Origin of the sequence: Rhizobium sp. SEMIA4064 (assembly GCF_003025035.1) — a bacterium.
In the GTDB taxonomy this organism is placed as follows: Bacteria; Pseudomonadota; Alphaproteobacteria; order Rhizobiales; family Rhizobiaceae; genus Rhizobium; species Rhizobium paranaense.
This window is the reverse complement of sequence record NZ_PYJN01000018.1, coordinates 68373-95071: the sequence shown is the minus strand read 5'-3', so window position 1 is coordinate 95071 and position 26699 is coordinate 68373. Positions and strand designations below refer to the sequence as shown.

The window sequence follows — 26699 nt, the reverse complement described above, 5'->3', positions numbered from 1 at the left end:
AGCGATGCGCGTTCTGTCAATCCGCGGAAGTCAATAGTGTTGATCAGCGGACTGGACGAAAGGGCAAAAGATCGATCGCCGGACTGGAGACGGCCAGCACCTTGAAAAGCTCACCCATCTTGCCTTCGCCGGCGCCAGCGAGCCGTTCGGCGGCGGCGCGGATGTTCTCTTGCATAGCGGCGTCGTGGTCGCGGCCAAGCGCTGCAGCCCGCTCCAGCAGTCCAAGGCCGATGAGAAAATCGCCTTGATGACAGCATCCGTTGATATGCAGGCCGGATGCGAGAGCGGTTTCGGCCAGATGCTGGAAATCGACATGGCTGGTAAGGTCCGCTTCGCCGGGGTGTTCCAGTGGTGGGTCGTATTCATGCATGCGCACGGCCTGCAGCGTATCGCCGAAGCCTGTTGCCATATGGCCGTAATCTATGGCGAGCGCTGTGCCGCCATGGGCTGCGATCCGGTCGCAGATCGTCGTCATGACCGCCTGACGGGCAGGGGCGATCTCGAAGATCGTGCCGATCGGCGGCAGCGGCCCGGCGGGAAGAAGCGCGGGGTCGAGGCTCGCGACGCCGGCCGTGAAAGTCAGCTCGTCATCGACGTCGAGCCCCACCGTGCGCTCGCGAAAACCGTTAGCGGTGCGGACGAACTGGCGAATGGGAATGGCGTCGAACAGTTCGTTGGCGGCAAGAAGCGTGAAGCCCGCCGGTACGTCATCGAAATCCGAATGCCAGGAAACCTTATCGCCATGCGCTTCAAGCGTCTGGCGCTGAAACCCCTGCAGCCGCTCGCTGGTCTCGACCAGATGCACGCTCATCGCGTCATAGAGCGGCGGCGCGAGCTTGGCGATGACGCGCAGCATATCCGCCATCATCGTGCCGCGGCCGGGGCCGATTTCGACGAGGCGGATATCGGCCGGCGTGCCGTGGCGCTGCCAGGCATGCACCATGAAGACGCCGATCATCTCGCCGAAAAGCTGGCTGATCTCGGGTGCCGTGACAAAATCGCCCATGCGGCCGAAGGGCTCACGCGTCTTGTAGTAGCCATGCTGCGGATCGGCGAGGCAGAGCGAGAAAAAGTCGGTGATGCTGATCGGTCCGTTGGCGCGGATGATGGCTTTGATTTTTTCTCCGAGCGCGGTCGTCATCATTTGGTCTCGCTAAAGCATGGTCCCGAAAAATATGAAACGGCTTCCGGGCGGATCATGCGACATTAAACCTAGAGTTCAAGCCGTCTGTCTGGCTGCAACGTGGCGGGCGCGGATCACGGCCCACAGGCCGATCGCTACCATCGGCAGGGAGAGCACCATGCCCATGGTCAGCCAGTTCGTGCCAAGCAGATAGCCGAGCTGTTCGTCAGGCTGACGGAAGAATTCGACGAAAATGCGCGAGCAGGCGTAACCGATGACAAAGACGCCGCTGACGGTGCCGGGCTTCTTCAGCGCCAACGCCCAGCGCGTGAGGATGAAGAGGACGGTGAAGAGCACGATGCCCTCGATGCCCGCTTCATAGAGCTGGCTGGGGTGGCGCGGATCAAGGCCGGCAGGGCAGGCGCCCTGGTGAGCGGCGATGATATGCGGGCTGCAGAAAATCATTGCCCAGGGCACATCGGTGGTCCGGCCCCAGAGTTCGCCATTGATGAAATTGGCGATGCGGCCGAAGAAAAGGCCGATCGGGGCGACGGCGGCGACGATATCGAACAGGCTCCAGGCCGGAATCTTGTTGCGATTGGCAAACAAAATCATGGCGATGGTCGTGCCAATCAATCCACCGTGGAAAGACATGCCGCCATTCCAGACCTCGATGGCGCGAATCGGATTGGCGAGTACCGGATCGAGATCGTAGAACAGGATGTAACCAATGCGTCCGCCGAGCACGATGCCGAAGGCCACCCACAGAAGAAAGTCGTCCAGGTGCGCCCGCGTCACCGGCGCGGTGTCGTTCAGCCAAAGCTTGCCATTGTCGACGAGCCGTCTCGCATAGAACCAGCCGAGCAGAATGCCAGCAACATAGGCAAGACCGTACCAGTGGACCGACAGCGGGCCGAGCGAAAAGGCGATCGGATTGATATCCGGAAACGGCAGGATGGCGGCAAGATTGGCTGATGTCAGCAAGATTTTCGCGTCCGTTACAGCATGATTCCCAAAAACTCTGTGCGTTTTTTTGGATAAGAGCATGCTAAATCCAATGTGCGCGGAACATGGCGTTCACTATTGAAACGGTCAAGTCGATTATTCGTGTGTCTCGCAGAGCGGGACTGGTTGTCCCGCTCTATCTCAATTTGCTTGCATCGGACCCTGGGAAATCTTACCTCAGATCTATCTGGCCCCTCATATGATGCCGTCCATTTTCGGGGCCGACGGCCGCAAGGAGATCACTATGAGCACTGGACCGAACCGTATCTTGGATGAATTCGCCAAGCTGATGACCGATGCCGCCGGTGCTGCCCAGGGCGTGCGCCGCGAGATCGAAACCGCGTTCAATGCCCAGGCCGAGCGTTGGCTGAACAGCCTGGATATCGTCAAGCGCGAGGAGTTCGAAGCCGTTCGCGAAATGGCGATCAAGGCACGCGACGAAAACGAAGCGCTGCTTGCCAGAATCGAAGCGCTGGAAGCGCGTCTTTCCTCCGAAAGCAAGTAATCGCAATTCATTTTGCGTAAAATCGGCGCGGCACGCGTCTGCCGCGCATTTTTCCTCTAAAATTTTCGACAGTTTTTCCACCTGTGGACACAGGCAAAAAAGCCAATCGTCAGAGTCAGTTATGACTCCCTTCTGAATAGACGTCGGAGGAGCTGTCCACAGCGCCCTTCGCCAAATCTCCGATGAGGGGCTGGCATGTCGGGCATGCCGTTATACACTGATTTTAAATGATGATTCGAAACGGACTTGGTAAGCTCCGGGCAGGGTGGATGCGTTAGTCTGGCAGCCGTTCAACATCATCCCGAGGATGTTTCCGGAGTAAAACTGTTTGCGTTCTTTCAGTGTTCGAGCACGGGAAGCTGCATTCATTCCGGTCAAAAAGGTGCTGCATGAGCCTTATGGAATTGGAAATCGAACGACAATCGAATCCGGTCGATATGATCGAATTCGTAGCCGCCAATAACGACTGGTCGTTCGAGCGGTCCGGCGAGGATGAAATCGCCATGACCGTCGAAGGTCGATGGACGGATTATCATGTCTCCTTTTCGTGGATGGAGGAGTTCGAGGCGTTGCACATTGCCTGCGCCTTCGACATCAAGGTTCCCGATCCTCGTGTCAACGAGGTCATCAAGCTGCTGTCCTGCATCAATGGTCAGGTGCTGATGGGACATTTCGATCTGTGGCGGCAGGAGGATATCGTGATCTTCCGTCAGTCGCTGCTGCTTTCCGGCGGCGCCGAGCCGACCAACCGGCAGGTGGAAGTGCTGCTGTCCAATGCCCTTGACACCTGTGAGGCTTATTATCAGGCCTTCCAATTTGTAGTATGGTCCGGCCTTGACGCAAATCGCGCCATGGAAGCCGTTCTTTTCGAAACCGTGGGCGAAGCCTGATATGGCAACAGAGGCATCATCGAGCGCTTTTGCATCCTCCGATCCCATCATCCTGATCGGGGCCGGGAACATGGGCGGCGCTCTGTTGACGGGGTGGCTGAAAAACGGCGTGCCGGGTTCCTCGGTAACTGTCGTCGATCCCAAGCCGTCCGAGGCGATGCTGAAGTTGATCGCCGATGCCGGCGCGAAGCATGTTGCCGGCGTTCCCGAAGGGGTTATCGCCGGCGTTCTCTTCATTGCGGTGAAGCCGCAGGTTATGGAAGCCGTATTGCCGCCGTTCAAGGCGTCGATCGGACCGAGTACGGTGGTGGTGTCGATCGCTGCCGGCAAGACGCTTGCGTTCCTTGAGCAAAGCCTGGGTGAAGCGGCGATGGTGCGCGCCATGCCGAACACGCCGGCGATGGTCGGCCGTGGCGTCACCGGCGCGTTTGCCAACGCCAAAGTCGGCGAGCGCCAGCGACAGTTGGTGCAAAATCTTCTGAAGGTGTCCGGTCCAGTCGAATGGGTGCCGGCGGAGGCCGATATCGATGCCGTAACGGCCGTTTCCGGCAGCGGGCCGGCTTATGTCTTTTATCTCGTCGAGTGCATGGCGGAGGCAGGCCGGAAGCTCGGCCTGCAGGCGGACCTCGCCATGCGCCTCGCACGGGAAACTGTCGCGGGGGCTGGTGAATTGTTGCATCAGTCCCCCGATGACGCTTCGCGTCTGCGTCAGAATGTGACGTCTCCCGGCGGAACCACTGCCGCCGCCCTTGCCGTTCTGATGGCGGAAGATGGCATGCAGCCTCTGTTCGACGAGGCGCTGGAGGCAGCGCGCAAGCGCGCGCAGGAACTGGCGGGCTAATCTCCCTGTATCAAGAGGTATGCGTATGGCGGAAGAGATCACCTATGGCGATTTCGAGCGGGTGGATATCCGCGTCGGCACGATCATCGAGGCGGAGCCTTTTCCGGAAGCACGCAAGCCGGCCTTCAAGTTGAAGATCGATTTCGGACCGGAGATCGGCATCAAGCGCTCCTCGGCGCAGATCACCGTCCACTACACACCGGAATCCCTCGTCGGCCGCCAGGTCCTCGGCGTCGTCAATTTTCCGCCGCGCCAGATCGGGCCCGTCCGCTCCGAAGTGCTGACCCTCGGCTTCGAGGATGAAGCCGGCGCGATCGTGCTTGCAGCAGTGACCCAGCCGGTGCCGAATGGCAGGAAGATGATGTGATTTTGCCTTCTCCCCTCGGGGAGAAGGTAATCTGTCAGTGAATCTCCCGCGACACGGGATCTGTCACACTGAAATCCAGAAATTCTGCCTCGAAACCTTCGCGCTGGGGTGAGCAGAAGACGGGGCCGATGGAGACGTCTTCGAGGGCCGGATCGAACCAGGCGAGGCGGGCCATGCGCCACTCGCTCATCTTGTCGGTGCGGTATTGGATGAAAAGCGCGTCGCCGTTGCGGGTCACCCGCGCCGACAGCGCCTCAAACTCATGATCGAGCCGGAAGGCGGACCAGTCGGAATTGCCGTTGGTGACGACAACGCTGAAATGTTTGGCGCCGTCGGTATATTCGATCCCGCATTTCATCCAGTGCGTGTCGTCATGGCGGACCATCAGCCCGGCCTGATCGTAGAGTTCGCGATAGTGGCCGATGAAGGTGATCTCGGCGGTAAAGTCGCCGTGCCACTGCCGGCCGAGGAAATGGCCGTCGTCGCGGTGGAAGCCGTAATAGGTTCCCTGCCAGAAATCGGTCTTGTCGCCGGAACGGACGAAAAGCCGGCCGTTGTTCATTTCCCAGGTCGGTGGCAGATTGAGCCAATGCATGTCGTTGATATCGATCGGCATGCACTGTCCTCTCTTTGAGCAATTCCAGGAAAAGTGCGAAGTGATTTTCCGTCCGGAATGCGTAAAACAAAGGGATAGAGTGGGAAAGCGATTCCGTGAAACGCTAAGCCGCTCTAGGCCGGAATGCGGATGGTGGCGCGCAGGCCCCCGAGCGGGCTGTCGCCGAGCGTGACGTTGCCGCCATGGCTGCGCGCGATGTCGCGGGCAATAGCAAGGCCGAGACCCGTGCCGGAATTGTCGAGATTGCGCGCCTCGTCCAGCCGGAAGAACGGCTTGAACACATCCTCGCGCGCATTGACGGGAATGCCGGGGCCGTCATCGTCGAAATTGATCGTCAGCCATTTGGGACTGTGCTTGGCCTCGATGCGCAGCGTGTGCGCATAGCGGCGTGCATTGGAGGCGAGGTTCGTCACCAGCCGTGTAAACGCGTTCGGACGGACGGAGATTTCATCGTCGCCATCGATGGAGAAGCTGATGGATTTGCCGTGCAGCGAGAAGTCCTGCTCGACCTTGTCGAGAATATCGCTGAGCCGAAGCTTGCCGACATCCTCTTCCGCCTCGCCGCGAGCGAAGGCCATATAGCCTTCCAACATGCTCTGCATATCCTCGACGTCCTCGTTAAGGCCGACGAGATCGGGATTGTCGCCGACAAGGGCGAGCTGCAGTTTGAAGCGCGTGAGCACGGTGCGCAGGTCATGGCTGACGCCGGAGAGCATCGCCGTGCGCTGCTCGATCTGCCGTTCGATGCGCTCGCGCATCAGGATGAACGCGAGGCCGGCGCGGCGAACCTCGTCGGCGCCGCGTGGCGAATAATTCTCCAGCCGCTGCCCCTTGCCGAAGCTCTCTGCAGCCTGCGTCAGCGCCAGGATCGGCCGGATCTGGCCGCGCAGGAACAGCACGGCAATGCCGATCAGCACCAGCGATGTGCCGACCATCCAAAGAATGAAGATATGCGTATTCGAGGCGTAGGTCTGGCTGCGCTTGGCAAAGACGCGCAGCACTTTATCCGGCAGCTTGACGCGAATTTCGACCAGGCTGGAATTGCCGACCGTATCGACCCAGAAGGGGAGATTGATCTGATCGCGGATTTCGTCGCTCAAGATGCCATCGAGAATCGAGAAGAACGGTTTCTCGCGCGGCGGCGGCAGCTCGCCACCCGGCTCGATCGAGATGGCGAGGTCGAGCTTTTGCCGGGCCATCTGCGTGACAGCGGAATAGTCGGCATCCTGCGGGTAGGTTTGGATAATGTCGATGATGGCGGCAATGTCGCGGGTGGTGGCCATCGACAGGCGCTGGGTCACCATCTGCCAGTGGCGCTCCATGAAGACGATGGTGACGACCGCCTGCAGGATGATCATGGGCAGAATGAAGATCAGCAGCGTGCGCGCAAAAAGGCCGGTCGGCAGCCGTCGCCGCCACCAGCGCGAAAGCCAGCGCATGCCATTGGAGGGCGTGTGCTCCTGATCGCGCCTGATCGAGTCGAATGTCACCATCGCCGCTGATCCTAGGTTAATCTATGCTCAGCCGGTAGCCGATGCCGCGCACCGTCTGCAGCCAGATGGGGTTGGCCGGATCGTCCTCGATCTTGCGGCGCAGGCGGTTGATCTGCACGTCGATGGTGCGCTCGCCGACTTCGGCGTCGGTGCCGATCAGTTCGTGGCGGGGGATCGTGTCGCCGGCGCGCTTGGCAAAGAGCAGCATGATTTCCTGCTCGCGGTCGGTCAGGCGGATAAGCTCGGAGGCCTTCTTCAGCTCCTTGCGGGTCAGCGAGAAGGTGTAGGGGCCGAACATCACCTGTTCGATCTTCGGCGCGTCGGCAGGCGCGTTGCGACGCAGGATATTGTTGATGCGCAGTACCAGTTCGCGCGGATCGAACGGCTTAGGCAGATAGTCGTCGGCGCCTGCTTCCAAGCCGGCGATGCGGGCTTCGGACTCGGCAAGGGCGGTCAGCATGATGATCGGGATGTTCTTTATGGCGCGAAGGCTCGCGGTCAGCGAGATTCCGGATTCGCCAGGCATCATCACGTCCATGATGATCAGGTCGAAATCGAGCCCTTCGAGCTTGCGGCGGGCCTCGGCGCCATCGGCGGCGGCCGTCACGCGGAATCCCTTTTCCATGAGATAACGGTTGAGAAGGGCGCGGATACGCGTGTCGTCATCCACGACCAGGAGGTGCGCTGCATCGTCCGAAATTGCTGTCTTTGTCGTCATTCAATCCGTCTCGATCTTGTTCTATCCGTTTGATTGATATGATCTTATCCAAGACACCGCCTTGCGGCTCTTCGGTCCGAGACCATAACTTAGTCCTGCATTCCCCTCAGGAACCTTTTGACGCTTTCGCGCGTCGCATCGGACGCGCCTTCGAATGCCCGTTCAATACGGCGCGATTGCGGCTCGGCCAGCGCCAATGCCAAATCGCGGCCGGCTTGTGTGGGGTAGAGCTTACGCTGCCGACGATCCTCAGGCCCGGTTACCTGATGAATATACCCTGAATCGATCAATTGTTTGAGAACCCGCGCCAAACTCTGTTTGGTGATCTTCAATGTTTCCAACAGGTCCGCAACCGTCATGCCGGGTTCGCGGTTAACGAAATGAACGACGCGGTGATGGGCGCGTCCGAATCCACTCTTGTCCAGAATCTGGTCGGGATCGGACACGAAGTCCCGATAGGCAAAGAAAAGCAGCTCGATGATCTCGAAATCGATGATCCCCGCATTCTCCATCGGCGTCGCCAGCAGCTCCGGTTTTGCTGCTTTTTGGCTCGTCTGTCGTGGCACCTTGGCATTTCCTTTCTTATTTTGGGGCAATCGGGAAACTTACGCAAAAATATGTCAGCATTATTGACGTATTTTTACGCCGCTGCTAGTTTTTCGCCGATCTTGCGCCGCCCGGACGGATATGGCCATATTTGGAAACTAAGCCCGGCTGCGCAAAACTCCAACACGTCTCATATTTTCCCCACTTGCATCGTGGATAATGCGGAATGGGGACAACAATCAACTGTCATGGCGTCCGGGCGCCGGAGGAGAAGCAAGATGGCATCGGTTCCTTTTGATCAACTGGATGGGGAGATCTGGTTCAACGGCGAGTTCGTGCCCTGGAAGGACGCTAAGATTCATGTGCTGACCCATGGTTTGCACTATGCAAGCGCGGTCTTCGAGGGCGAGCGCGCCTATGGCGGCCGGGTCTTCAAGCTGACGGAGCACAATCAGCGTCTTCACAAGTCCGCCGACATCCTCGGTTTCAAGATTCCCTACAGCGTTGCCGAGTTGGATGCGGCGACAATCGAATTGTTGAAGCGTCAGGGCTTTTCCGAGGCCTATGTGCGCCCGATCGCCTGGCGCGGCAGCGAGATGATGGGCGTGTCCGCCCAGAACAACCGCATCAATGTTGCGATCGCGATCTGGCAATGGGGCAGCTATTTCAATCCGGCCGAAAAGCTGAAGGGCATCCGCCTCGATATCGCCGAATATCGCCGTCCCGATCCGAAGACTGCGCCTTGCGCCTCGAAGGCCGCCGGCCTCTACATGATCTGCACCATCTCCAAACATGCGGCCGAGGCCAAGGGCTATGCCGACGCGATGATGCTCGATTACCGCGGCCAGGTGGCGGAGGCGACGGGCGCCAATATCTTCTTCGTCAAGGACGGTGTCATCCATACGCCGACGCCGGATTGCTTCCTGAACGGCATCACGCGCCAGACGGTGATCGAACTCGCCAAACGCCGCGGACTGCAGGTGATCGAACGGGCGATCATGCCGGAAGAACTTCCCGATTTCAGCGAATGCTTCCTGACCGGTTCGGCGGCGGAAGTAACTCCGGTCTCGGAAATCGGACCTTATCGTTTCACGCCGGCATCGATCAGCGAAACGCTGATGAACGATTACATGAAGGAAGTGTATCCGACTGCGGCTGCCGCCGCATAAGGATGTAGAACAGCTTACGAAAGCCGGGTGCGGCTGGTTCGCCCCGGCTTTTATTCTGTCCGATGCCTCGTCTTATTTCCGGCCGAGAACCGCGCCGACGATCGCCGAGAGCACGCCACCGGCGATCAGCGAGGAAATGCCCTGCGCGATAAGGCCGGTCAGCGCCTCGCTGCCGATCAGGTTGAGGATGAGGCCGCCGCCCAGACCGCCGACGGCGCCGGCAATCGTTCTGGCGACGATATTGATCCCTTCCTGCTTCAGGGCGGCGCTGGCCGCGTTACCGCCGATTGCACCGGCGATCAGTTGCGTGATGATTGGCCCCAGACTTTCCATGATTACCTTCTCCCCTTGTCCCGGAATCCCTTTCCGGAATGCCCTCTGCCACGTCCCGGATTGAGCCTCGGGAGTGGCGGTAATCTCTATCGATATTAGAAATACATCATGTATCGGCCGGTGGAAACAGGAAGGCAACTCACACGGGAGAATTCCGCAACAATCCGATGGAAAGTCCGCGCAAAAAGAGCGGCGGCCCCTCGGCCGCCGGCGATTTTGACGAATTGCTGCTTAGCAGCAGCGATTCATTGATACACGTAGACGATGCGGCGGGTATTCGGATCGACCAGCACCGGCTGACGGTTCACTTCCACGTAGCTGTATTGATAATCCGGGATACGGTGGATGACGACGCTTTGCGGCAGGGTGGCGCCGACTACGACGTTGCCGCGCAGCCGCACGGTGTTGACCCGGTTCTGGGTGATATAGGTACGGACTTCAGTCGGCGGGGCGACGGCATCGACCTCACTCACCGGGCCGATCAATTCGTCGTCCGGCGATGGGGAAACGCTGCCCGTCGTCGTCTGATCGGTTGTGCTATAGGTTATGGTTGGTACGCCGAGCTGACTGTAGTGCTCCTCGACGACGACCGGATTGCCGTTCTGCTCGACGCTCAAGGCCTCGGCGTCTACCCAGCCGCGCATGCCGTTGACATCGATGCGGCACCAGCTACTGCCTTGGATGCAGCCGTCGAGGCTCGCTTCAGAGCCGCGGGTTGCCATGCCGACACTTGGATACTGCGGACCAGGGCCGGTGCGAACGTCGAGATCGGTCGCAGTTGTCGCCGACATCTGCGCTTGCGCCAACCCGGCGCTGCCCAGGAGCACCACCCCCATCAGCAGCAAGTTTCTCTTTGCAAACATTGGCCTTTCTCCTTTGCTTTGGCAGTCTACCTTTGCAAACGCTCGCAAAGGCGGAGGGTTCCGCCGCACTGTCCGGCAGTCTCGGCATTTTCCGGGGAGGAGGGGCTGTTTTGCCTGGTGTTTGGGATTATATCGGCGGGATATGCATTCAACAGACGAGGCGCTTCCCATGGGCATGCTCCAGGCCGGCATCATTCCGGTGACACCCTTCGAACAGAACTGCACCATCTTGTTCGATCCGGAAACGAAGGAGGGAGTCGTGGTGGATCCCGGCGGCGACGTCGACGTCGTCCTGCAGACGGTGCGCGAAAATGGCATTGTGCTGAAGGCGATCTGGCTGACGCACGGTCATATCGACCATGCCGGCGGCGCTGACGAACTTCGGGAGGCGCTCGGTCTGGAGGTCATTGGCCCGCATGAAGACGATCGCCCGCTGCTGCAGGATATCGAGGCGAAGAGCAAGATGTTCAACATCGAGGGCGTTCGCAACGTGGTGCCGGATCGGTTCCTGAAGGACGGTGACAAGGTTTCCTTCGGCGAGCATGAGTTCGAAGTCTTCCATTGTCCCGGCCATGCCCCGGGCCATGTCATCTATTTCAACAGAGCGCAGAAATTCGCCCATGTCGGCGACGTGCTGTTTCATGGCTCGATCGGCCGTACCGACCTGCCGGGCGGCAATCACCAGCAGCTTTTGGAATCGATCCGCGACAAGGTATTTCCCTTAGGCGACGACGTCGGCTTCATCTGCGGCCATGGCCCTGGTGGCCAGATCGGCGAGGAGCGCCGCACCAATCCTTTTCTGCGTGGACTTTAAAGCAGCGGTTTTCCGTCCGGAATTGCGTAAAAACAAAAGGATAGAGCGGTTCAGCAGTTCCTTGAACCGCTGAACCGCTCTGAGCCAAAATAAAAGCGCCGCTCGATGGCGGCGCTTTCTTTCAAGAGATTAGCTTGTGTAGGGTTAGTTGGCTGTGCAGAAGTGGCGCATGCCATCGTAGCCGAGATAGGTGCCGCTGCGGCCGTCGAAGCTGCTGTAGCGATCGTAGCAATAGCGCATCCACTGGGAAGACCACGGGCGTAAGCCGACAGGCTGCGGAGCGTAATAACTGACGTCACGCTCGACATAGACGCGGCGCGGCGCGGCGCGATAGTAGTAGGGCTGGGGCGCATAGTCGGGGTCGACGTAGACCGGGTCAGGTTCGACATAGCGCGGCTGGCTGGCGATCGCCGAACCGACAATCAGGCCGGTGGCGAGACCTGCGGCGCCAATCGCCCAACCCTCTCCATTGTGATGATGCCAGTGATCGTCGGCCGAAGCTGTGGAAATCGTCGTCAGCGTCAGGGCTGCAGCGACGGCGGACATTAGGAGCGATTTGCCGAGCATGTTCATTAGTCTGTCCTCTAAGGGGAACCGGGAAGACCGTAGTTCCCAATCTTTCATGGAGGCCATGACTAGACGCGGCAAGCTGAATGCAGACTGAATGACAAAACCCGGCATCACTGCCGGGCTTCAACTCGAATGAAAGCCGTAAGGCGTCTCAGCCCGCAATCTGAAGATTGACGGCCTTCGGTCCCTTGCCGCGGCGATCCGGTTCCGTGTCGAAGCTTACCTTCTGGTTTTCCGACAAACCTGCCAGACCAGAAGCCTGTACTGCGGAAATGTGCACAAAGATGTCCGCGCCACCCTTGTCCGGTTTGATGAAACCGAAGCCCTTATCGGTATTGAAAAACTTTACAGTGCCAGTCTCGGCCATGCCTCAGGTCCTTTTCTCTCTGCCCACCATCCACACGGGCAGCATTGCTGTATTGCCCTTGCGGGCGCTTGCAGGCAGTTCTCGCAATTTGAAGGAAAAGGTCCCCTATACCTCGGCGTGGTTTCGAAGCGAATTCGCGCATCCGTTTCTCAACCAAGCTGACCGGAATAATTTAGCGTTTCCGGCGCGCAACTCTATTAAGGACTTCCCATGCTCTAAAAATGCCCGAACAGCGGTGAGAGTGCTGTGTTTATTGGGAATTGGCAAGCAAAAGTTTTTTAACGTGTTCTGGTGAGCACACTGCCGTAATGCAAGTGTGTTAGCGCGAATCGCAAATTTTCCCACGCCGAGAATGGGTTTCTAAGGTTTTTGTATCGTTTGCGATATAATTTTGGCGAAATTTTCCCAAATGATATAGCCAAAATCCATCTTTTGGATCATTCGAAAAAATTTCATTAAGAGCCGTTCAAAACAGCCATAACGCGTATTTTCAACAATTTTCACGCGATGGCGCCGCGTCGCCGAACGAGTTCCGGCACCAATTCCACGGCAAGCATGGCGACAAACATCAGGGAGCAGCCGGCATAGCCTAGCGGCCCCATGGTTTCACCGAGCAGCAGGCTGCCCAGCGAGGCACCGAACAGAGCCTCCGAAGAGAGGAAGATCGCAGCCTGCGGCGCGGTTGTGTAACGCTGGCCGATGACCTGCAGCACGAATGCGAGGCCGGACGAAAAGATGCCGACATAGAGGATTTCGCCCAGCGCGCCTTGGATAGCGGCGATGCTGATCGGCTCGGCAATCACAGCGACCCCAAGGGCTGCGACTGCAGTGACCGCAAATTGCATCGTGGAGATTCCGAGCGGCCGGCCGGTTTCGTTGACGGAAGAGCCGGCGAGGGTGATCTGCGCTGCCCAGAAGAGGGCGCAGATGACGGTCAGGAAATCGCCGACCGTCAGCCGCGAGAAGGAGCCACCGGACAAGAGATAGATCCCGGCAAGCGCCGTCAGTGCCGCCGGCCAGACGATCCAATGCGGCGGGCGGCGCAGGAAGACGACGGCGATCAGCGGCACGAAGACGACATAGAGGCCGGTGATGAAACTGGAATTGGTGACGGTCGTCGTCAAAAGCCCGATCTGCTGCGTTGCCGCTCCACCGAAGAGCGCGACGCCGACGAGGAAAAAGGAAAGCCAGTTCCGGCGCGTCAGAGGTTTCTTGGCCTTGCGGTTTTCCATCCAGACGAAGGGCAGGACGACGATGGTGGCGACGGCGAAGCGCAGGCCGATGAACCAGAACGGTCCGATCGCCTTCATCGCGGTAGACTGCGCGACGAAGCCTCCGCCCCAGATGGCGGCAGCCAACAACAATACCAAATTCGCCTGTATGCGAGTCATCTGCATCCTACGGGAGAGGGAAAGAGGCTGACCGTTAGCAGTTGCTTTTCTTTGGGGCAAGGTGAAAAGGCTGAAGGATGTGAGCCTATTCCGCTGCCCTGGAAACGCGCAGCAGTGCGCCGTCGTCCTCGTCGGTCGTCAGCAACAACGCTCCATCCGGCGCGACCACGACATCGCGCAACCGGCCGAATTCTCCGTCGAATATGCGTTCGCGTTCGGTCACCTTGCCGCTACTGTTGCGATCGAGACGGGACAGCAGCTCGAATTTCAGCGCGGCGACAAGGAAATCGCCTTTCCATTCCGGGAACATTTTGCCGCGATAGACGGCGATGGCGCCGGGCGCGATCGACGGGTCCCAATAGAAGAGCGGCTGCTCCATGCCTGCCTTTGCCGTACCGACGCCAATCTTGGTGCCGGAATAGTTGCGTCCGTAGGAGATGACCGGCCAGCCGTAATTCTTGCCCGCCTCCGGAGTGTTGATTTCATCACCACCTCTGGCGCCGTGTTCGACCGTATAAAGCTTGCCATCGGCGGTATCGAAGGTAATGCCTTCCGGATTGCGATGTCCCTTGGACCAGATTTCCGGCAGGGCTTTTGCGCCGTCCTTGAACGGATTGTCGGTGGGAATGCCGCCGTCGGCGTTGATATGGACGATCGAACCGGCATCGTCGTGGAAATCCTGGGCGCGATCCTGTTCACCGCGGTCGCCGAGGCTGACGAACAGGCTGCCGTCCTTGGCGATTGCAATGCGCGAGCCATATTGGATGCTGCCGCGCGACATCTTGTTCATCACGAAAATGCGCTTCACATCGGTCAGCCGCCGCTCGTCCGGCGGCAGGACCGCGCGGAAGACCGCCGTGCCACTGCCGCCGTCCGCGGCAATGGAGGCGGTGAAATAGATGGTGCGGTTGCCAGCGAATTTCGGATCGAGGGCCACGTCGAGCAGGCCGCCTTGGCCGCGGGCATAGACATCCGGCAGTCCCGCGATCGGGTCGGAGGTCTTACCGTCGCAGATGACGCGCATCCGGCCCGGCCGCTCCGTCACGAGGTAGGCGCCGTCCGGCAGCACTTCGACTGCCCAAGGATGGTCGAGCCCGCTTGCGATCGTCTCGATCTTGACCTTGACCTTCTGCGTGTCGATCGTCTTGACCGGATCGGCAGGGGCGGCATTCGCCATCGCCAGCGTGGAAGCCGTAAGAACGGCGCAGCAGCTAATTCTGTGAAAGCGCTTCAATCCGTCTCCTCCCTTCCATGAACTATTTACGCAACGTGGGGTGGGCGGATTGCCGGTCAAGGCGCGCTATGGCGAGGGTAACGTCTTTGTGTCTGCGAAGGCCGTCTGTTCGGCAGTCTCCACCAGCTCGGCGTCCACGATATAACGCAGCGGCCCGCGCGTGATGGCATCGAACGGCCAGCAGGTGGCCAGCGCCAGATGCCGACCGGGCGTGGCGGGATCGATGCCGTTCTTGTCCCACGGTGCGACACGGCCCTGACCGGCCCGGAAGGTGAGCACCTTGCCGTCATGGCGCGTGACTTCGATCAGATCGCCCGGTTTGACATCCTTCAACCAGCGGAAATGCGTGTCGCGATGGGCGGCGATGACGGCGGTGCCTTCTTCTCCCGGCTGCGGCGTATTCGTCAGCCAGCCCGGCCCGAAAGCCAGCGCCTGGCCGCTGGCGCCGGCAAGCACTATCGCTTCCGCGCCGATCCGCGGTGCCCGCACCTCAGCCTCGGTGGTGAAATCCGCCCAAGGCCAGGGCTTTGCATCTTCGCCGCGAAGCTCCGCGGCGAAGGCGCGTTTCAGCAGGACCTGTGCGAGCTCGGCCTTGGCTTTCATATCGAGGCCATTGCCGAGAAAGCTCAGCCCCGTCATTGCAAGGACGATGATACCGGCGAGAGCGAGTTTTTCGAGGTGTGTGAGACGATGGAAAGGCCCCTCATGCGGCCTCTCGGCCACCTTCTCCCCGCGCACGGAGAGAAGGTGGGGGTGAGGGGCTTTGGACATTTGGAAATGGCCGTCGTCCCTCATCGCGTTCACCGTCCAAACACGCGGCGACGCAGCATCATGAGCACAGTAATGATCGCCGCGAGAAGGAGCAGGGCCAAGCCGATCATGATGTTGCGCTCGGCGGGTGTCGCCGTTTGCGGCAGGTTGACGCTGGATGTGGCCTGGCGGGCGATCATGCCGGCGGTGGCCGGCGTCGGCGCGGCGGCGATCTGGCTTGCCAGCGCCGCCTGTCGCTTTGCTGACCCATACTTAGGGAGCATAGCGCCGTTGACATCGGCCTGATCCGCCTCTGCCTGTTCATCCGCCGCGCCGATCGGCTCAACCGAGGCCTTGCGTTCGCCGCTAGGTGCCGTGACCGGCGCTTCGCCTTCGCCGAAGACCTTGCCGAAATCCCAACCGGCGGGAAGGTTCTGCGGCAGTTTGGCAGAACCGAGCGACTGGTCGGCGGGACGTGAAGGCGTAACGTCGACGGCGACAAGGCTGGTGACGCGCGAGACGAGGTGGTGGGCGAGCGCCACCGCTTCGACCTGCTTGTCCAGCGCTCCCTGATCCTGGATCTCGTAGGCGCGAGCTTCGATATCGTCGATCTTGCGGCGTGCCCAAAGCTGCGAAATGCCTTTGCCTTCGGCGGCGCCGGCAATATCCATTTCGACACGCCAGGGCTGGGCGCCGGTCTTGCCCGATATCTGCAGCTTGCCATTCGGTTGTGCGTCGGAGAGTTCGGCTGTCAGCACGACCGGTTCGCCGGTGTAGAGGTCAGGCATCGGGTTCGGTGTGATATCGTCCGCCTTGGCATTGTCGAATCTGGCGGCAATGTCGGTCATGGCGGGATTTTCGAGCTTGGCGAACAACTCGCCCATGCGCTCGGCCACCTGATCCTGCGAACCGATGGCGGTATAGGTGCCGCGGCCGACTTCGGCGGCCTTGGTCATGAAGTAGGTGTTTGGCGCGGAGCCGATGCCAACGGTGAAGACGCGAGCGTCGGCGCGGTTCTGGCTGATTTCCTGGAAGAGTTGCTGCTCATTGCCGATTGCGCCGTCGGTCAGGAAGACGACCTGGCGGAGCGCGCCGCTGGCGATCGGTCCCTGATTGCGGAGCGCATCCGACAGGGCCGGCAGCATTTCCGTGCCGCCGGCAGCGTCGAGGCCGTTGACATAGGCGATCGCTTTTTCCCGGTTGTTGGGCGTGGCGGCGACGAGGCCGTGAAAATAATCGGTCATCGTGTCGTCGAAGCGGATGACGTTGAAGCGGTCGTCGGACTGCAGCTTGGAGATTGCAAGCGCCAGGCTGGCACGGGCCTGTTCGATCGACGGGCCGGACATGGAGCCCGAGTTGTCGATGACGAAGACCACCTCGCGCTTCGGCTGCTGGGTCGTCGCATCCGGCGTCGACGGCGGCGTGACAAAGGCCAGCAGATAGGTTTTGCCGTCCTTTACCTCTCGGAAGAGGCCGGCGCTCGGCGTCTTGCCCAGAGCCGCCTCCCAGGTCAGCTCAAAATCGCGATCGGCGGGCACGGTGTCGCCTTTCAGCGAAATCGTGCGGCTCTGTTCGCCGTTCTCAGTGAGATTGATCTCATGGAATGAGGATTTTACCTCGCCGAGAGGGAAGCCAGCCCTGAGGTTGATGGTCAACGATACCGGATTGATCTTGGCGTTTTCACGCGGATCAAGAACCGGGGCTTCGATCTTTTCCCTGTTCGGGACCGGGTCCTGCACGGCAAAACCAGTGCCGTTGTGGAACTCGACGCTCTGGACGATCGGCTGCGGGTTATAGCGTGGAGCGACAACCATCGGGAAGCGTAGCGAGAATTGGCCGGCCGACTGATGGACCGTCTGTTGGTATTCGATCTGCACGACAACGGTTTCGCCGGGACCGATATTGGCAACCTGGTTGGTGAAGATGTTCGGCCGTTGCTGCTCGAGCAGCGCCGTCTTCCTGCCCTGCGCTTTGGCGTCCTCATAGATTTGCCGTGCTTCTTCGCGCGGCTTGATCTGACCCTCGATGAAGCGGTCGCCGATCTGCATGCGCAGCGTGTCGACGGCTGAATTGTCCGGCAACGGGAAGACATAGGTGCCTTCGACCCAGCCCTTGCTCGGGTTCTGGAACCGTTGCGTCACCTTCACGCGGGAAACAGGGCCGGTGACGTCGATCTCGACGTCCGTCTTCAGGCGCGGCGCTTCGACATAATAGCCGGGCTCCTTGGACGGGAAGAGCAGCGAGCCGCTGTTGACGTCATTCGGGCGAATAAGGCCGGCGAGCTGCTGGCCGGATTGGCCTGGCTGATCCGCGATTTCGGCGCGTGCGGTCGTGATGAGACTCAGCATCATCACCGCCAATGCGGCCAATGTTATCATTACGATTGAGAAAGAAGAAAGGAGACTGCGCGCCCGCAGGCGCTCGGTTGTGCATTCGTCATCCAGAAACATGGCTACCCCCTGCGTGACTGGCTGCGATTGCACGATAAGAGTGTGGGAAGCAGGCTGCTTCAGGACCGAATTGCGACGCCGTAAAGCATTTGTTAAGGCTAATTTGTGGCAATCAAGATGTATAACGATCTGTATGATTTTCGTGAAGAATTTCCGCCGGCTTCAGAGATTGAATCGGCCGCTTCACAAAATGATTCAACCGACGGGCAGAGCGTTCGCATCTGACCGCTTTTCAATCGCTCTATTCAGCCGGAGCGTGTGGGTGAGCTTCGTTTCGGAAAATGGCGGGCGTATGGCAGCCCAACGATGGCGTGTGGCGCGCCGTCTGCATGTCTCGAAATAACGTCACTGTGACGCCTTTGTGCTTGAAACGGCGGCCTACATTCGACATAGAGCTTAGCGCAGAAATCTGGTCCACAGGCTTTCTGCCCACTTCCAACCGATTAGGACCGATCATCATGGCCTTTCTTGCCGACGCTCTTTCCCGTGTAAAGCCTTCTGCCACCATCGCCGTTTCCCAGAAAGCGCGCGAGCTGAAAGCAAAAGGCCGTGACGTGATCGGCCTCGGCGCCGGCGAGCCGGATTTCGATACGCCTGACAATATCAAGAAGGCCGCCATCGACGCGATCAACCGCGGCGAGACGAAGTACACGCCCGTCTCCGGCATTCCGGAACTGCGCAAGGCAATCGCTGCCAAGTTCAAGCGCGAGAACAATCTTGACTATACCTGGGAGCAGACGATCGTCGGCACCGGCGGCAAGCAGATCTTGTTCAACGCCTTCATGGCGACGCTGAATGCCGGCGATGAAGTCATCATCCCGACGCCTTACTGGGTTTCCTACCCGGAAATGGTGGCGCTTTGCGGCGGCACTCCGGTTTTTGTCGCGACGACGCAGGAGAACAGCTTCAAGCTCCAGCCTGCCGATCTTGAGAAGGCGATCACGCCGAAGACGAAGTGGTTCATGTTCAACTCGCCGTCCAACCCGTCGGGCGCTGCTTACACGCACGCCGAACTGAAGGCGCTGACGGACGTGCTGGTCGAGCATCCGCACGTCTGGATTCTGACGGACGACATGTACGAGCACCTGACCTATGGCGAGTTCAAATTCGCCACGCCGGTTGAAGTCGAGCCGAGCCTCTATGATCGCACGCTGACGATGAACGGTGTCTCGAAGGCCTATGCGATGACCGGCTGGCGTATCGGTTACGCCGCAGGCCCGCTGCAGCTCATCAAGGCCATGGACATGATCCAGGGCCAGCAGACCTCGGGCGCGACATCGATTGCGCAATGGGCTGCTGTCGAAGCGCTGAACGGTCCGCAGGATTTCATTCCGCGCAACAAGAAGATCTTCGAAGGCCGCCGCGATCTCGTCGTATCGATGCTGAACCAGGCGAAGGGCATTTCCTGCCCGGTTCCGGAAGGCGCATTCTACGTCTATCCGTCCTGCGCCGGCCTGATCGGCAAGACTTCGCCGACCGGCAAGGTCATCGAGACGGACGAAGACTTCGTGTCGGAATTGCTGGAATCGGAAGGCGTCGCCGTGGTCCACGGCTCCGCCTTCGGCCTCGGCCCGAATTTCCGCATTTCCTACGCGACTTCGGAAGACCTTCTCGAAGAAGCTTGCCGCCGCATTCAGCGCTTCTGCGCGGCCTGCAAGTAAGCAGTCGAAGATAAGTCAAATAAAAAGCCCGCCAGAGATGGCGGGCTTTTTGCGTTCAGGCCGATGGTTTCGGGTTCATCAATTGAGTCAAGCGCTTCGCGATTTGAGTCCGCCCGTCGGCGCAAGTCCTTGAAATCAGAATCAAAGTCCGAGCGCCGTCAGCATGATGAACGTGGCGAAGAGGATGAAATGGGTCATGCCTTCGATGGCATTGGTCTCGCCGTCGTTGAGATTGATCGCTGCGGCAATCAACGTGATCATGATCATCACGGTCTGTACCGGCGACATGGCCATGACGAAGGGCTGGCCCGTATAGAGCGCGATTGCCTCCATGACCGGCACCGTCAGGATGACGGTCGACAGCGAGGCGCCCATGGCGATATTGATGGTCGCCTGCATGCGGTTTCGCAGTGCCGCGCGCAGTGCCGTCAAGATTTCCGGGGCGGCGGAAATGGCGGCGACCACGATGGCGGCAATCGCCGGCGGCGCACCGCTATCCCTGAGGCCGACATCCATGAAGGCCGACATGAACTCGGCAAGGCCGCCGATCAACACGACGCCGATCAGAATGGTGACGATGGAGGCTGCGGTGGAGTCTTCGCCATGATGATCCTCTTGTGCGCCATGCTTCTTCTCGACGCGCGGATAGCTGTAGCTGAAGAAATAGCTGTGCTGACCGACCTGCATGCGCAGGAAAAGACCGTAAAGCGCGATCATCGCGGCGATGGTGAAGGCGGAGTAATAGTGCCATTTTGCATCGGGGATGAACTCCGGCACGATCATCGAAATGCCCATGGCGGTTAGGATCATCACGCCGTAGGTCTTGCCGGAATCGTCATTATAGGGCTGTTCGCCGTGCTTCAGGCCGCCGAGCAGGGCGGCAAGACCGAGGATGCCGTTGATGTCGAGCATGACGGCGGAATAGATCGTATCGCGCACGAGCGTTGGCGAGCTTTCGCCACCCATCAGGATTGCCAGCATGATCACTTCGACAGCGACGGCCGATAGAGTGAGGATCATCGTGCCATAGGGATCACCGACTTTGGTCGCCAGAATCTCGGCGTGATGGGCGACGCGCATTGAGACAAGGACGATGGTTGCAATCAGTCCGGCGGCGGCCAACAGCGATGCGATCCGCCCCATATCCAGCACCGCATGTTCGCCGAGATAGGCCACGACGGCGACTGCAAACGCGATGATCAGGAACTTTTCCTGCTTCAGCCAGCTCGATATTGCCAAGTCCTCACCTTTCGCACGGATTCACTTTCTCAGTCTAAATCAATGATTTCTCACATCAAGCATGCGCGTAGATGACAAGATTTGCAGTCCACGGCGTTTAATGGAATACTGTCCGGATCGGTCTGCCCAACCCAATATCGCGGCATCCTTGCAATTCGTCTGAGATGGACCGCGGTCCTGCCGGGTGGCACCCGGAGCCTAAGGTCTTGGCAGATGAGAAGGAGGCTGTGAATGGTCAAGGTCACTTACGAAATTGTGCCACATGACGGCGGATGGGCGTATCGTTTTGGCGAAGTCTATTCCGAGGCGTTTCCGACTCATTCCGAAGCAGTGGAGGCGGCCAGGATCGTGGCGGCCGAACAGCAGGTTGGCGGCGATTCGGCAGAGATCAGTTGGCAGGACGAGCGGGGCAAATGGCACGAAGAATACACCGATGGCGGCGACCGTCCGGAAACGGAAGTTGTCGACGGTAAGGTGCGTTTCCCGCCTGTCGATACGGCTCCTGGCGCCTGAGCGCTACCGCTCCCGTGATGCCTGGTCGACTCATGTCGATGAAGTCTTGCTTCGCGGCGGCCCCACTATGCGTCAGCTTTGACGTAGTCCAGCAATCCGGCCACCAGCGCATCGAACGTCACGCGGCAGCGCGGTGACGTCTTCAGGTTCTCATGCATGGCGACCCAGGTGTCTAGCGCGAGTTCGATCTCGGGCAGCAGCCGGACAAGATTTTCATCCCTTTTTGCAAGCGGCACTTGATAGAAGCTGATGCCGATGCCGGCGCATAATGCGTTGTGCAGCGCTATGCTGTGATCCGACTTGAAGGCAAAGGAGATGCCGTCAAACAGGGGATAGCGCTTCAACATCGTGCGGATGTAAGCGGTCTGGCGATCGAAACCGATCAACTTGTGGTGACGCAGGTCCGCAATGCTCTTGGGTTCGCCGTATCGCTTTAGATAGTTGCGATGCGCGAACAAGCCGAGGGGGATGACGCCGATACGGCGCGCAAGCAGTGCATCCTGTGTGGGCGCGACCATGCGCACGGCGATATCTGCTTCTCGCTGCAATAGGTCCTCAACAGCGTCGGAGGCGGAGAGCTCGATGATCAGATCGGGATGCGCGGCCTGCAGCTCCGCCAGGATCGGCGGCAAGACTTCCGCGCCGATGACCTCGCTGGCGCTAATGCGCACGGTGCCGCTGACACTATCGCGCGCTTCGGACGCGACGCGCAGCAGTGCGGCAGTCGTGCTGGCCAGGGTTTCCGCATAGGGTTTGAGGGCGAGGGCCGCGTCGGTCGGAAGAAGGCCTTGTTGTGAGCGCGTGAAGAGCTCGGCGCCTACAGTTGCTTCCAGCGCGTCGATATGGCGGCCGATGGTCGGCTGGGTCAGGCCGAGTTCCCGGGCGGCAGCCGAAAGCGAGCCGTGACGGAGCACGGCGAGGAAGGTGCGGTAGAAATCCCAGCTTGGTTCTGATGTGGATGCCATATATTTTTGTATATCATGTGCAGATTTTTTGGCAATTTCGTTTATCGCAGCTGCGCGGCATAGTCATCTCATCAACCGATGGAGATGACGATGACTGAGCAGACGAACACTGGAAAGACCGCTCTCGTACTAGGCGCCACTGGCGGTATCGGCGGCGCCGTCGCTCGCGGGCTCGCTGCCCGTGGCTGGCGCATCCGGGCGCTGAACCGCAACGCAGCCGAGGCCGCGCGCCGCGAGCCCGGATTCGACTGGGTGCAGGGTGATGCAATGCAGGCGGGCGATGTATTGAAGGCGGCGGCGGGCGTTGAGGTTATCGTGCATGCCGTCAACCCGCCCGGCTATCGCAATTGGGGGCAATTGGTCCTGCCAATGCTCGACAGCACGATCGCGGCGGCGAAAGCGGTCGGCGCGAGGATTGTCCTGCCGGGCACAGTCTACAATTTCGGGCCGGACGTCCTTCCCAATGTGACCGAGGACAGCCCGCAGCATCCGCAGACACGCAAGGGCGCGATCCGCGTCGAAATGGAGCGGCGCCTGAAGGCGGCGGCAGAGGCCGGCACGCCGGTCATTATCCTCCGCGCCGGGGATTTCTTCGGCGAGCGCGTCACCAATAGCTGGTTCTCTCAGGGCGTTGTAAAACCCGGCAAGCCGGTGGCGTCGGTGACCAATCCGGGTAGGGCGGGCATCGGCCATCAATGGGCCTATCTGCCTGACGTCGCCGAAACAATGATCCGGCTGATCGAGAAGGGTGACGCGCTTCCCACTTTTGCCGTCTACCACATGCGCGGCCATTGGGATGGTGACGGCCAGCAGATGATTGGCGCGATCGAGCGGGTGGTCGGACATAGGGTGAAAGCGAAATCCTTTCCCTGGTGGATACTGCCGCTTGCCGCGCCTTTCGTGCCGCTGATGAAAGAGCTGCGTGAAATGCGCTATCTCTGGAAAGTGCCGCTGCAGATGAGAAATGACAAACTGCTGGCTGTGCTCGGCGAGGAGCCGCATACTCCGATCGACGAGGCGGTGAAGACGAGCCTGGCGGCACTCGGCTGCCTGCCGGCACGGTAAGGCGCGTTAGGTCCGGAGTTCGGCAAGCGCTATCCTGGCGACGGTAAAGTCCGACTCGGCATTCTTGGTATCGCCGTCGCTGAGAAACCAGGCGGCAGAGAGACCGGCATAGGCGACGATCCACTGCAGCATCCGCTTCGGTTTCAATCTTGCTTCGGTGCAGACGATCGGCAATTGACGCTGCAGACGACCGGGAGCGGTGACGATGGGGAGTTCCGGATTGCAGAAGGTATTGGCGAAATCGTAGCCGCGTTCACCGTGAACGCGCTTCGGGTCGATGGCGAGCCAGCCGCGCGGACCGAAATCCATGATATTCTCATGGTGGATATCGCCATGCAGAACGGTGAGGTCGCGCTGATCCGCAAGCAGGTGACCGGCAATCTCGGCGCAGGTGGTGAGAACGCCGCCATGGGCGCGCGCCGCCGGCTCCAGCTCTCGGAACCAGCGGTCAAGCGGGACGAGATCCGGCAACGGCGTTGCCCGCGGCGCGTGGAGCTTAGCGGCCGTGTGGCAGATGATCCGGCTTGCCTCGTTATCACCACCTTCCATCGCCATCGTCAGCAGGGACCTTGGTCCGGTTGCTCTCTCCAGAAGTGCTGCGTCGGTGTCGTGTTCGAAGACCTGCGCCGCACCGTCGCCATCCCACCAGCGCAAGACCTGGCTGCCGAGCTTCTCGTCAATATCGAGTGCGACCTTCAGCATGGCGGGCACGCCGCGCCAAATGACTGGCAGAAGATGACTGGAACGGGTGATAATCGCCTCGCCATCCGGTGCGAGCGACCAGCGCTTCAAATAGGGCTCAAACATGCGTGCACTCTAACGGCTATCCCCAAAAAGAAAATCCCGCCTGGCAGCGGGATTTTCCGTCATGATCGGAGCGGTGGGAGTTAAGCCACTTCGTCGAGCGTCGGGTAGTCAGCGTAGCCGTTTGCACCGCCGCCATAGAGCGTAGCCTGGTTGAGGACGGCGAGGGGGGCGTTTTCCTTCAGACGGCGGACGAGGTCCGGGTTGGCGATGAACGGCTTGCCGAAGGCAACGACGTCGGCCTTGCCGCTTTCGACCGCTTCGATGGCCATCTCGCGATTGTAGCCGTTGTTGAGCATCCAGGCTGCCTTGCCGCCCGCAGCCTTATAGGCGGCGTGCAGGGCGTCATAGTCAAAGGGCAGGAAGTCACGGGCGCCGCCCGTCTGGCCTTCGACGGTGTGGATGTAGGCGAGACCATATTTTGCCAGGCCTTCGATGACGTAGGTAAAGAGCGCCTGCGGATGCGGATCGCTGGCATCGCCCGACGGCGTTACCGGCGAGATGCGGATCGCGGTGCGGCCGGCGCCGACTTCCTTGGTCACGGCGTCCACAACCTCGAAAAGGAAACGGGCGCGGTTTTCGATCGAGCCGCCATATTGGTCTGTACGATCGTTCACGTCGGCGCGGAGGAACTGGTCGATGAGATAGCCGTTGGCGCCATGGATTTCGACGCCGTCAAATCCGGCTTCGATCGCGGCGCGAGCGGCCTTGCGGTAATCCTCGATGATTCCCGGAATTTCCGAGGCCTCAAGGGCGCGCGGTTCCGAGACATCGGCAAAAGCGCCGCTGCCATCGCCGTTGACCAGATAGGTCTTGGCATTGGCGCGCCTGGAGGTGGAGGAAACAGGCTTGCCGCCATTCGGCTGCAGTGTGGTGTGGGAGATACGGCCGACATGCCACATCTGCACGACGATCTTGCCGCCGTTTGCGTGCACGGCGTCGGTCACTTTCTTCCAGCCGTCGAGAGCTTCCTTTGTGTAGAGACCGGGCACGTCGGCATAGCCCTGGCCCTGATGGGTGATGGCGGTTGCTTCGGTGATGATCAGGCCGGCCGTGGCGCGCTGACCATAATATTTGACGTTCAAGTCGTTCGGCACGGCATTCGGAGAGCGATTGCGCGTCAGCGGTGCCATGACGATACGGTTGGCGAGGGAGATATCGCCAAGCTTAGTCGGTTCAAAGAGTTTGCTCATGGGAGGTCCTTTCCTGTTTTACGGAATGAAGTGTTGAAGGCAAAGTTTAGGAGGAGGCGGCAGCGGCGCTCTTCGCTCTGACGGTCGCGAAGGTCAACGCCACGGTGGCAAGGCCGAGGAGGGCCATGGCGGCACCGGCGAGCGGTACGTGCGACAGCGAGAAGCCGGCGTCGATGACGACGCCACCGACCCAGGCTCCGAGTGCGTTGCCGGTATTGAAGGCGCCGATATTGATGGTCGACACGAGGTTCGGCGCATCCTTGCCGAAACCGACGACGTTGATCTGCAGCGCCGGCACTGCGGCGAAGCTTGCCGCAGACCAGAGGAAGAGGGTGATCTCGGCTGGGATGAAGAAATGGCTGGAGATGCTGAAGATGGCCGAGGTCAGCGCGATCGCCAGGAAGGTGCCGGCAAGTGTGGTGCCGAGACGCCAGTCCGCGAGCTTGCCGCCGATGAGATTGCCGATGGTGAGGCCGATGCCCATCCACAATAGCGTCAAGGTTACCCATCGCGGCGAAACGCCGGTGATTTCCCTCAGCAGCGGCGCAATATACGTGAACAGCGCGAACATGGACGAGGCGAAAAATACCGTTGTCATCAGCGACAGCCACAGGCCGAGACCGCGTAGCGCCAGGAGTTCGCGGGCAAGGCTGCCCTGGCGGACTTCTTCGCCTTTGGGCAGGACAAGCACCAAGCCGATAAGCGAGGCGACGCCCAGCAGGGTGATGATCCAAAAGGGTGTGTGCCAGCCGAAAGCGTGGCCGAGCGCGGTACCGAGCGGCACACCAAGCACATTGGCGAGCGTCAGACCGGTGAACATCAGCGCGAGGGCGCGAGCCTTGCGGTCCTCGGTGACGAGGTTTGCAGCAACAACCGAACCGATGCCGAAGAAGGCACCATGGCAAAGCGCGGTGACGATGCGGGCGATCATCAGGACCCAATAGCCGGGTGCGATGGCGCAGAGCAGGTTGCCGAGAATGAAGAGACCCATCAACATGATCAGCGTCGAGCGGCGGCACAGATGCGCTGTGGAGATGGCCATGATCGGCGCACCGATTGCCACCGCCAGCGCATAGCCGGTCACCAACCAGCCGGCTTGCGGGATGCTGATGGACAAATCGGTGGCAACTTCGGGCAGCAGGCCCATGATGACGAATTCGGTCGTTCCGATGGCAAAAGAACTCAACGCCAGGACAAGGAGAGCGAGCGGCATG

The 26699-nt window shown here is 60.0% G+C and carries 28 protein-coding genes; 9 read left to right on the top strand and 19 right to left on the bottom strand.

Annotated features, from left to right (window positions below; genetic code table 11):
* Positions 1-43 precede the first annotated feature (43 nt).
* Positions 44-1141, bottom strand: coding sequence for a class I SAM-dependent methyltransferase (locus tag C9E91_RS12705; protein ID WP_107108846.1), 1098 nt, complete (start codon positions 1139-1141; stop codon positions 44-46).
* A 78-nt stretch (positions 1142-1219) separates the two neighbouring features.
* A complete protein-coding gene (gene lgt / locus C9E91_RS12700; RefSeq protein WP_107108647.1) occupies positions 1220-2107 on the bottom strand; it encodes a prolipoprotein diacylglyceryl transferase in 888 nt (295 codons plus the stop codon).
* Positions 2108-2372: 265 nt separating this feature from the next.
* Here lgt and C9E91_RS12695 point away from each other — a divergent pair, with 265 nt between their 5' ends.
* From C9E91_RS12695 to C9E91_RS12680, 4 genes are all read left to right on the top strand, one after another.
* Positions 2373-2633, top strand: a complete 261-nt coding sequence (locus tag C9E91_RS12695) for an accessory factor UbiK family protein (RefSeq protein WP_107108845.1) — start codon at positions 2373-2375, stop codon at positions 2631-2633.
* Between the two features lie 389 nt (positions 2634-3022).
* Positions 3023-3523, top strand: a complete 501-nt coding sequence (locus C9E91_RS12690) for a type III secretion system chaperone family protein (protein WP_107108646.1) — start codon at positions 3023-3025, stop codon at positions 3521-3523.
* Between the two features lies 1 nt (position 3524).
* Positions 3525-4364: a pyrroline-5-carboxylate reductase gene (gene proC / locus C9E91_RS12685; protein WP_107108645.1), complete on the top strand. Its 840-nt coding sequence runs from the start codon at positions 3525-3527 to the stop codon at positions 4362-4364.
* Between the two features lie 25 nt (positions 4365-4389).
* A complete protein-coding gene (locus C9E91_RS12680; RefSeq protein ID WP_107108844.1) occupies positions 4390-4731 on the top strand; it encodes a tRNA-binding protein in 342 nt (113 codons plus the stop codon).
* 34 nt (positions 4732-4765) lie between these two features.
* Here C9E91_RS12680 and C9E91_RS12675 read toward each other — a convergent pair whose 3' ends face one another.
* The 4 genes from C9E91_RS12675 to C9E91_RS12660 all read right to left on the bottom strand — a co-directional run bounded on the left by C9E91_RS12675 (position 4766) and on the right by C9E91_RS12660 (position 8124).
* On the bottom strand, positions 4766-5347 hold the full coding sequence (locus tag C9E91_RS12675; RefSeq protein ID WP_107108644.1) for a DUF1349 domain-containing protein: 582 nt from the start codon (positions 5345-5347) through the stop codon (positions 4766-4768).
* Between the two features lie 113 nt (positions 5348-5460).
* On the bottom strand, positions 5461-6840 hold the full coding sequence (locus C9E91_RS12670; RefSeq protein ID WP_107108643.1) for an ATP-binding protein: 1380 nt from the start codon (positions 6838-6840) through the stop codon (positions 5461-5463).
* 16 nt (positions 6841-6856) lie between these two features.
* A complete protein-coding gene (locus tag C9E91_RS12665; protein ID WP_107108642.1) occupies positions 6857-7558 on the bottom strand; it encodes a response regulator in 702 nt (233 codons plus the stop codon).
* 89 nt (positions 7559-7647) lie between these two features.
* Complete coding sequence (locus tag C9E91_RS12660; RefSeq protein WP_107108641.1) at positions 7648-8124, bottom strand: MarR family winged helix-turn-helix transcriptional regulator; 477 nt, start codon at positions 8122-8124, stop codon at positions 7648-7650.
* Between the two features lie 258 nt (positions 8125-8382).
* On the opposite strand from C9E91_RS12660, the gene C9E91_RS12655 reads away from it, so the two are divergent.
* Complete coding sequence (locus C9E91_RS12655) at positions 8383-9273, top strand: branched-chain amino acid aminotransferase (protein WP_107108640.1); 891 nt, start codon at positions 8383-8385, stop codon at positions 9271-9273.
* 72 nt (positions 9274-9345) lie between these two features.
* Here C9E91_RS12655 and C9E91_RS12650 read toward each other — a convergent pair whose 3' ends face one another.
* Together C9E91_RS12650 and C9E91_RS12645 are read right to left on the bottom strand one after the other, a co-directional pair.
* The gene (locus C9E91_RS12650) at positions 9346-9606 is read right to left on the bottom strand and encodes a hypothetical protein (RefSeq protein ID WP_107108639.1); all 261 of its coding nucleotides are present in this window, start codon (positions 9604-9606) and stop codon (positions 9346-9348) included.
* Between the two features lie 245 nt (positions 9607-9851).
* Complete coding sequence (locus C9E91_RS12645) at positions 9852-10469, bottom strand: DUF1236 domain-containing protein (RefSeq protein ID WP_107108638.1); 618 nt, start codon at positions 10467-10469, stop codon at positions 9852-9854.
* Positions 10470-10638: 169 nt separating this feature from the next.
* Between C9E91_RS12645 and C9E91_RS12640 the strand changes: the two genes are divergently transcribed.
* Entirely contained in the window at positions 10639-11283 is a 645-nt protein-coding gene (locus C9E91_RS12640) for an MBL fold metallo-hydrolase (RefSeq protein WP_245407484.1), read from the top strand.
* Positions 11284-11427: 144 nt separating this feature from the next.
* Here C9E91_RS12640 and C9E91_RS12635 read toward each other — a convergent pair whose 3' ends face one another.
* The 6 genes from C9E91_RS12635 to C9E91_RS12610 form a co-directional block, all read right to left on the bottom strand.
* Positions 11428-11856, bottom strand: a complete 429-nt coding sequence (locus C9E91_RS12635; RefSeq protein ID WP_107108637.1) for a BA14K family protein — start codon at positions 11854-11856, stop codon at positions 11428-11430.
* A gap of 148 nt (positions 11857-12004) precedes the next feature.
* Positions 12005-12220 carry a cold-shock protein gene (locus C9E91_RS12630; RefSeq protein ID WP_004116423.1) on the bottom strand — a complete coding sequence of 72 codons (216 nt, stop codon included), beginning with the start codon at positions 12218-12220 and terminating at the stop codon, positions 12005-12007.
* 500 nt (positions 12221-12720) lie between these two features.
* Complete coding sequence (locus C9E91_RS12625; protein WP_107108636.1) at positions 12721-13611, bottom strand: DMT family transporter; 891 nt, start codon at positions 13609-13611, stop codon at positions 12721-12723.
* Between the two features lie 85 nt (positions 13612-13696).
* On the bottom strand, positions 13697-14788 hold the full coding sequence (locus C9E91_RS12620; RefSeq protein WP_107108842.1) for a PQQ-dependent sugar dehydrogenase: 1092 nt from the start codon (positions 14786-14788) through the stop codon (positions 13697-13699).
* 123 nt (positions 14789-14911) lie between these two features.
* The gene (locus C9E91_RS12615) at positions 14912-15616 is read right to left on the bottom strand and encodes a class GN sortase (protein WP_245407483.1); all 705 of its coding nucleotides are present in this window, start codon (positions 15614-15616) and stop codon (positions 14912-14914) included.
* 29 nt (positions 15617-15645) lie between these two features.
* Positions 15646-18045 (bottom strand): marine proteobacterial sortase target protein, encoded by a 2400-nt coding sequence (locus tag C9E91_RS12610; protein WP_107108634.1) that lies wholly within the window; start codon positions 18043-18045, stop codon positions 15646-15648.
* A gap of 458 nt (positions 18046-18503) precedes the next feature.
* Here C9E91_RS12610 and C9E91_RS12605 point away from each other — a divergent pair, with 458 nt between their 5' ends.
* Positions 18504-19706 (top strand): pyridoxal phosphate-dependent aminotransferase, encoded by a 1203-nt coding sequence (locus C9E91_RS12605; protein ID WP_107108633.1) that lies wholly within the window; start codon positions 18504-18506, stop codon positions 19704-19706.
* A gap of 141 nt (positions 19707-19847) precedes the next feature.
* On the opposite strand, the gene C9E91_RS12600 is transcribed toward C9E91_RS12605, so the two are convergent.
* On the bottom strand, positions 19848-20945 hold the full coding sequence (locus tag C9E91_RS12600; protein ID WP_107108632.1) for a calcium:cation antiporter: 1098 nt from the start codon (positions 20943-20945) through the stop codon (positions 19848-19850).
* Between the two features lie 231 nt (positions 20946-21176).
* Between C9E91_RS12600 and C9E91_RS12595 the strand changes: the two genes are divergently transcribed.
* On the top strand, positions 21177-21458 hold the full coding sequence (locus tag C9E91_RS12595) for a DUF2188 domain-containing protein (protein WP_028751637.1): 282 nt from the start codon (positions 21177-21179) through the stop codon (positions 21456-21458).
* 65 nt (positions 21459-21523) lie between these two features.
* Here the strand turns inward: C9E91_RS12595 and C9E91_RS12590 are convergent, their stop codons facing one another.
* Positions 21524-22423, bottom strand: a complete 900-nt coding sequence (locus tag C9E91_RS12590; protein WP_107108631.1) for a LysR family transcriptional regulator — start codon at positions 22421-22423, stop codon at positions 21524-21526.
* A 90-nt stretch (positions 22424-22513) separates the two neighbouring features.
* Between C9E91_RS12590 and C9E91_RS12585 the strand changes: the two genes are divergently transcribed.
* Positions 22514-23488 carry an NAD-dependent epimerase/dehydratase family protein gene (locus C9E91_RS12585; protein ID WP_107108630.1) on the top strand — a complete coding sequence of 325 codons (975 nt, stop codon included), beginning with the start codon at positions 22514-22516 and terminating at the stop codon, positions 23486-23488.
* 6 nt (positions 23489-23494) lie between these two features.
* Here C9E91_RS12585 and C9E91_RS12580 read toward each other — a convergent pair whose 3' ends face one another.
* The 3 genes from C9E91_RS12580 to C9E91_RS12570 form a co-directional block, all read right to left on the bottom strand.
* Positions 23495-24295: an aminoglycoside phosphotransferase family protein gene (locus C9E91_RS12580; RefSeq protein ID WP_107108629.1), complete on the bottom strand. Its 801-nt coding sequence runs from the start codon at positions 24293-24295 to the stop codon at positions 23495-23497.
* Between the two features lie 80 nt (positions 24296-24375).
* Complete coding sequence (locus C9E91_RS12575) at positions 24376-25485, bottom strand: alkene reductase (RefSeq protein ID WP_107108628.1); 1110 nt, start codon at positions 25483-25485, stop codon at positions 24376-24378.
* A 46-nt stretch (positions 25486-25531) separates the two neighbouring features.
* Entirely contained in the window at positions 25532-26698 is a 1167-nt protein-coding gene (locus C9E91_RS12570) for an MFS transporter (protein WP_107108627.1), read from the bottom strand.
* Between the last annotated feature and the right edge of the window lies 1 nt (position 26699).

What these genes read in the sequence shown, in the direction of transcription:
- C9E91_RS12690 (WP_107108646.1), top strand. Translation starts at nt 3,023, where the DNA reads ATGAGCCTTATGGAATTGGAAATCGAACGACAATCGAATCCGGTCGAT.
- C9E91_RS12575 (WP_107108628.1), bottom strand. Translation starts at nt 25,485, where the DNA reads ATGAGCAAACTCTTTGAACCGACTAAGCTTGGCGATATCTCCCTCGCC.
- C9E91_RS12680 (WP_107108844.1), top strand. Translation starts at nt 4,390, where the DNA reads ATGGCGGAAGAGATCACCTATGGCGATTTCGAGCGGGTGGATATCCGC.
- C9E91_RS12610 (WP_107108634.1), bottom strand. Translation starts at nt 18,045, where the DNA reads ATGTTTCTGGATGACGAATGCACAACCGAGCGCCTGCGGGCGCGCAGT.
- C9E91_RS12595 (WP_028751637.1), top strand. Translation starts at nt 21,177, where the DNA reads ATGGTCAAGGTCACTTACGAAATTGTGCCACATGACGGCGGATGGGCG.
- C9E91_RS12630 (WP_004116423.1), bottom strand. Translation starts at nt 12,220, where the DNA reads ATGGCCGAGACTGGCACTGTAAAGTTTTTCAATACCGATAAGGGCTTC.
- C9E91_RS12640 (WP_245407484.1), top strand. Translation starts at nt 10,639, where the DNA reads ATGGGCATGCTCCAGGCCGGCATCATTCCGGTGACACCCTTCGAACAG.
- C9E91_RS12645 (WP_107108638.1), bottom strand. Translation starts at nt 10,469, where the DNA reads ATGTTTGCAAAGAGAAACTTGCTGCTGATGGGGGTGGTGCTCCTGGGC.
- C9E91_RS12620 (WP_107108842.1), bottom strand. Translation starts at nt 14,788, where the DNA reads ATGGCGAATGCCGCCCCTGCCGATCCGGTCAAGACGATCGACACGCAG.
- C9E91_RS12570 (WP_107108627.1), bottom strand. Translation starts at nt 26,698, where the DNA reads ATGCCGCTCGCTCTCCTTGTCCTGGCGTTGAGTTCTTTTGCCATCGGA.
- C9E91_RS12695 (WP_107108845.1), top strand. Translation starts at nt 2,373, where the DNA reads ATGAGCACTGGACCGAACCGTATCTTGGATGAATTCGCCAAGCTGATG.
- C9E91_RS12650 (WP_107108639.1), bottom strand. Translation starts at nt 9,606, where the DNA reads ATGGAAAGTCTGGGGCCAATCATCACGCAACTGATCGCCGGTGCAATC.
- C9E91_RS12625 (WP_107108636.1), bottom strand. Translation starts at nt 13,611, where the DNA reads ATGACTCGCATACAGGCGAATTTGGTATTGTTGTTGGCTGCCGCCATC.
- C9E91_RS12705 (WP_107108846.1), bottom strand. Translation starts at nt 1,141, where the DNA reads ATGACGACCGCGCTCGGAGAAAAAATCAAAGCCATCATCCGCGCCAAC.
- C9E91_RS12655 (WP_107108640.1), top strand. Translation starts at nt 8,383, where the DNA reads ATGGCATCGGTTCCTTTTGATCAACTGGATGGGGAGATCTGGTTCAAC.
- C9E91_RS12635 (WP_107108637.1), bottom strand. Translation starts at nt 11,856, where the DNA reads ATGAACATGCTCGGCAAATCGCTCCTAATGTCCGCCGTCGCTGCAGCC.
- C9E91_RS12665 (WP_107108642.1), bottom strand. Translation starts at nt 7,558, where the DNA reads ATGACGACAAAGACAGCAATTTCGGACGATGCAGCGCACCTCCTGGTC.
- C9E91_RS12590 (WP_107108631.1), bottom strand. Translation starts at nt 22,423, where the DNA reads ATGGCATCCACATCAGAACCAAGCTGGGATTTCTACCGCACCTTCCTC.
- C9E91_RS12670 (WP_107108643.1), bottom strand. Translation starts at nt 6,840, where the DNA reads ATGGTGACATTCGACTCGATCAGGCGCGATCAGGAGCACACGCCCTCC.
- C9E91_RS12585 (WP_107108630.1), top strand. Translation starts at nt 22,514, where the DNA reads ATGACTGAGCAGACGAACACTGGAAAGACCGCTCTCGTACTAGGCGCC.
- C9E91_RS12615 (WP_245407483.1), bottom strand. Translation starts at nt 15,616, where the DNA reads ATGTCCAAAGCCCCTCACCCCCACCTTCTCTCCGTGCGCGGGGAGAAG.
- C9E91_RS12675 (WP_107108644.1), bottom strand. Translation starts at nt 5,347, where the DNA reads ATGCCGATCGATATCAACGACATGCATTGGCTCAATCTGCCACCGACC.
- C9E91_RS12580 (WP_107108629.1), bottom strand. Translation starts at nt 24,295, where the DNA reads ATGTTTGAGCCCTATTTGAAGCGCTGGTCGCTCGCACCGGATGGCGAG.
- C9E91_RS12605 (WP_107108633.1), top strand. Translation starts at nt 18,504, where the DNA reads ATGGCCTTTCTTGCCGACGCTCTTTCCCGTGTAAAGCCTTCTGCCACC.
- proC (WP_107108645.1), top strand. Translation starts at nt 3,525, where the DNA reads ATGGCAACAGAGGCATCATCGAGCGCTTTTGCATCCTCCGATCCCATC.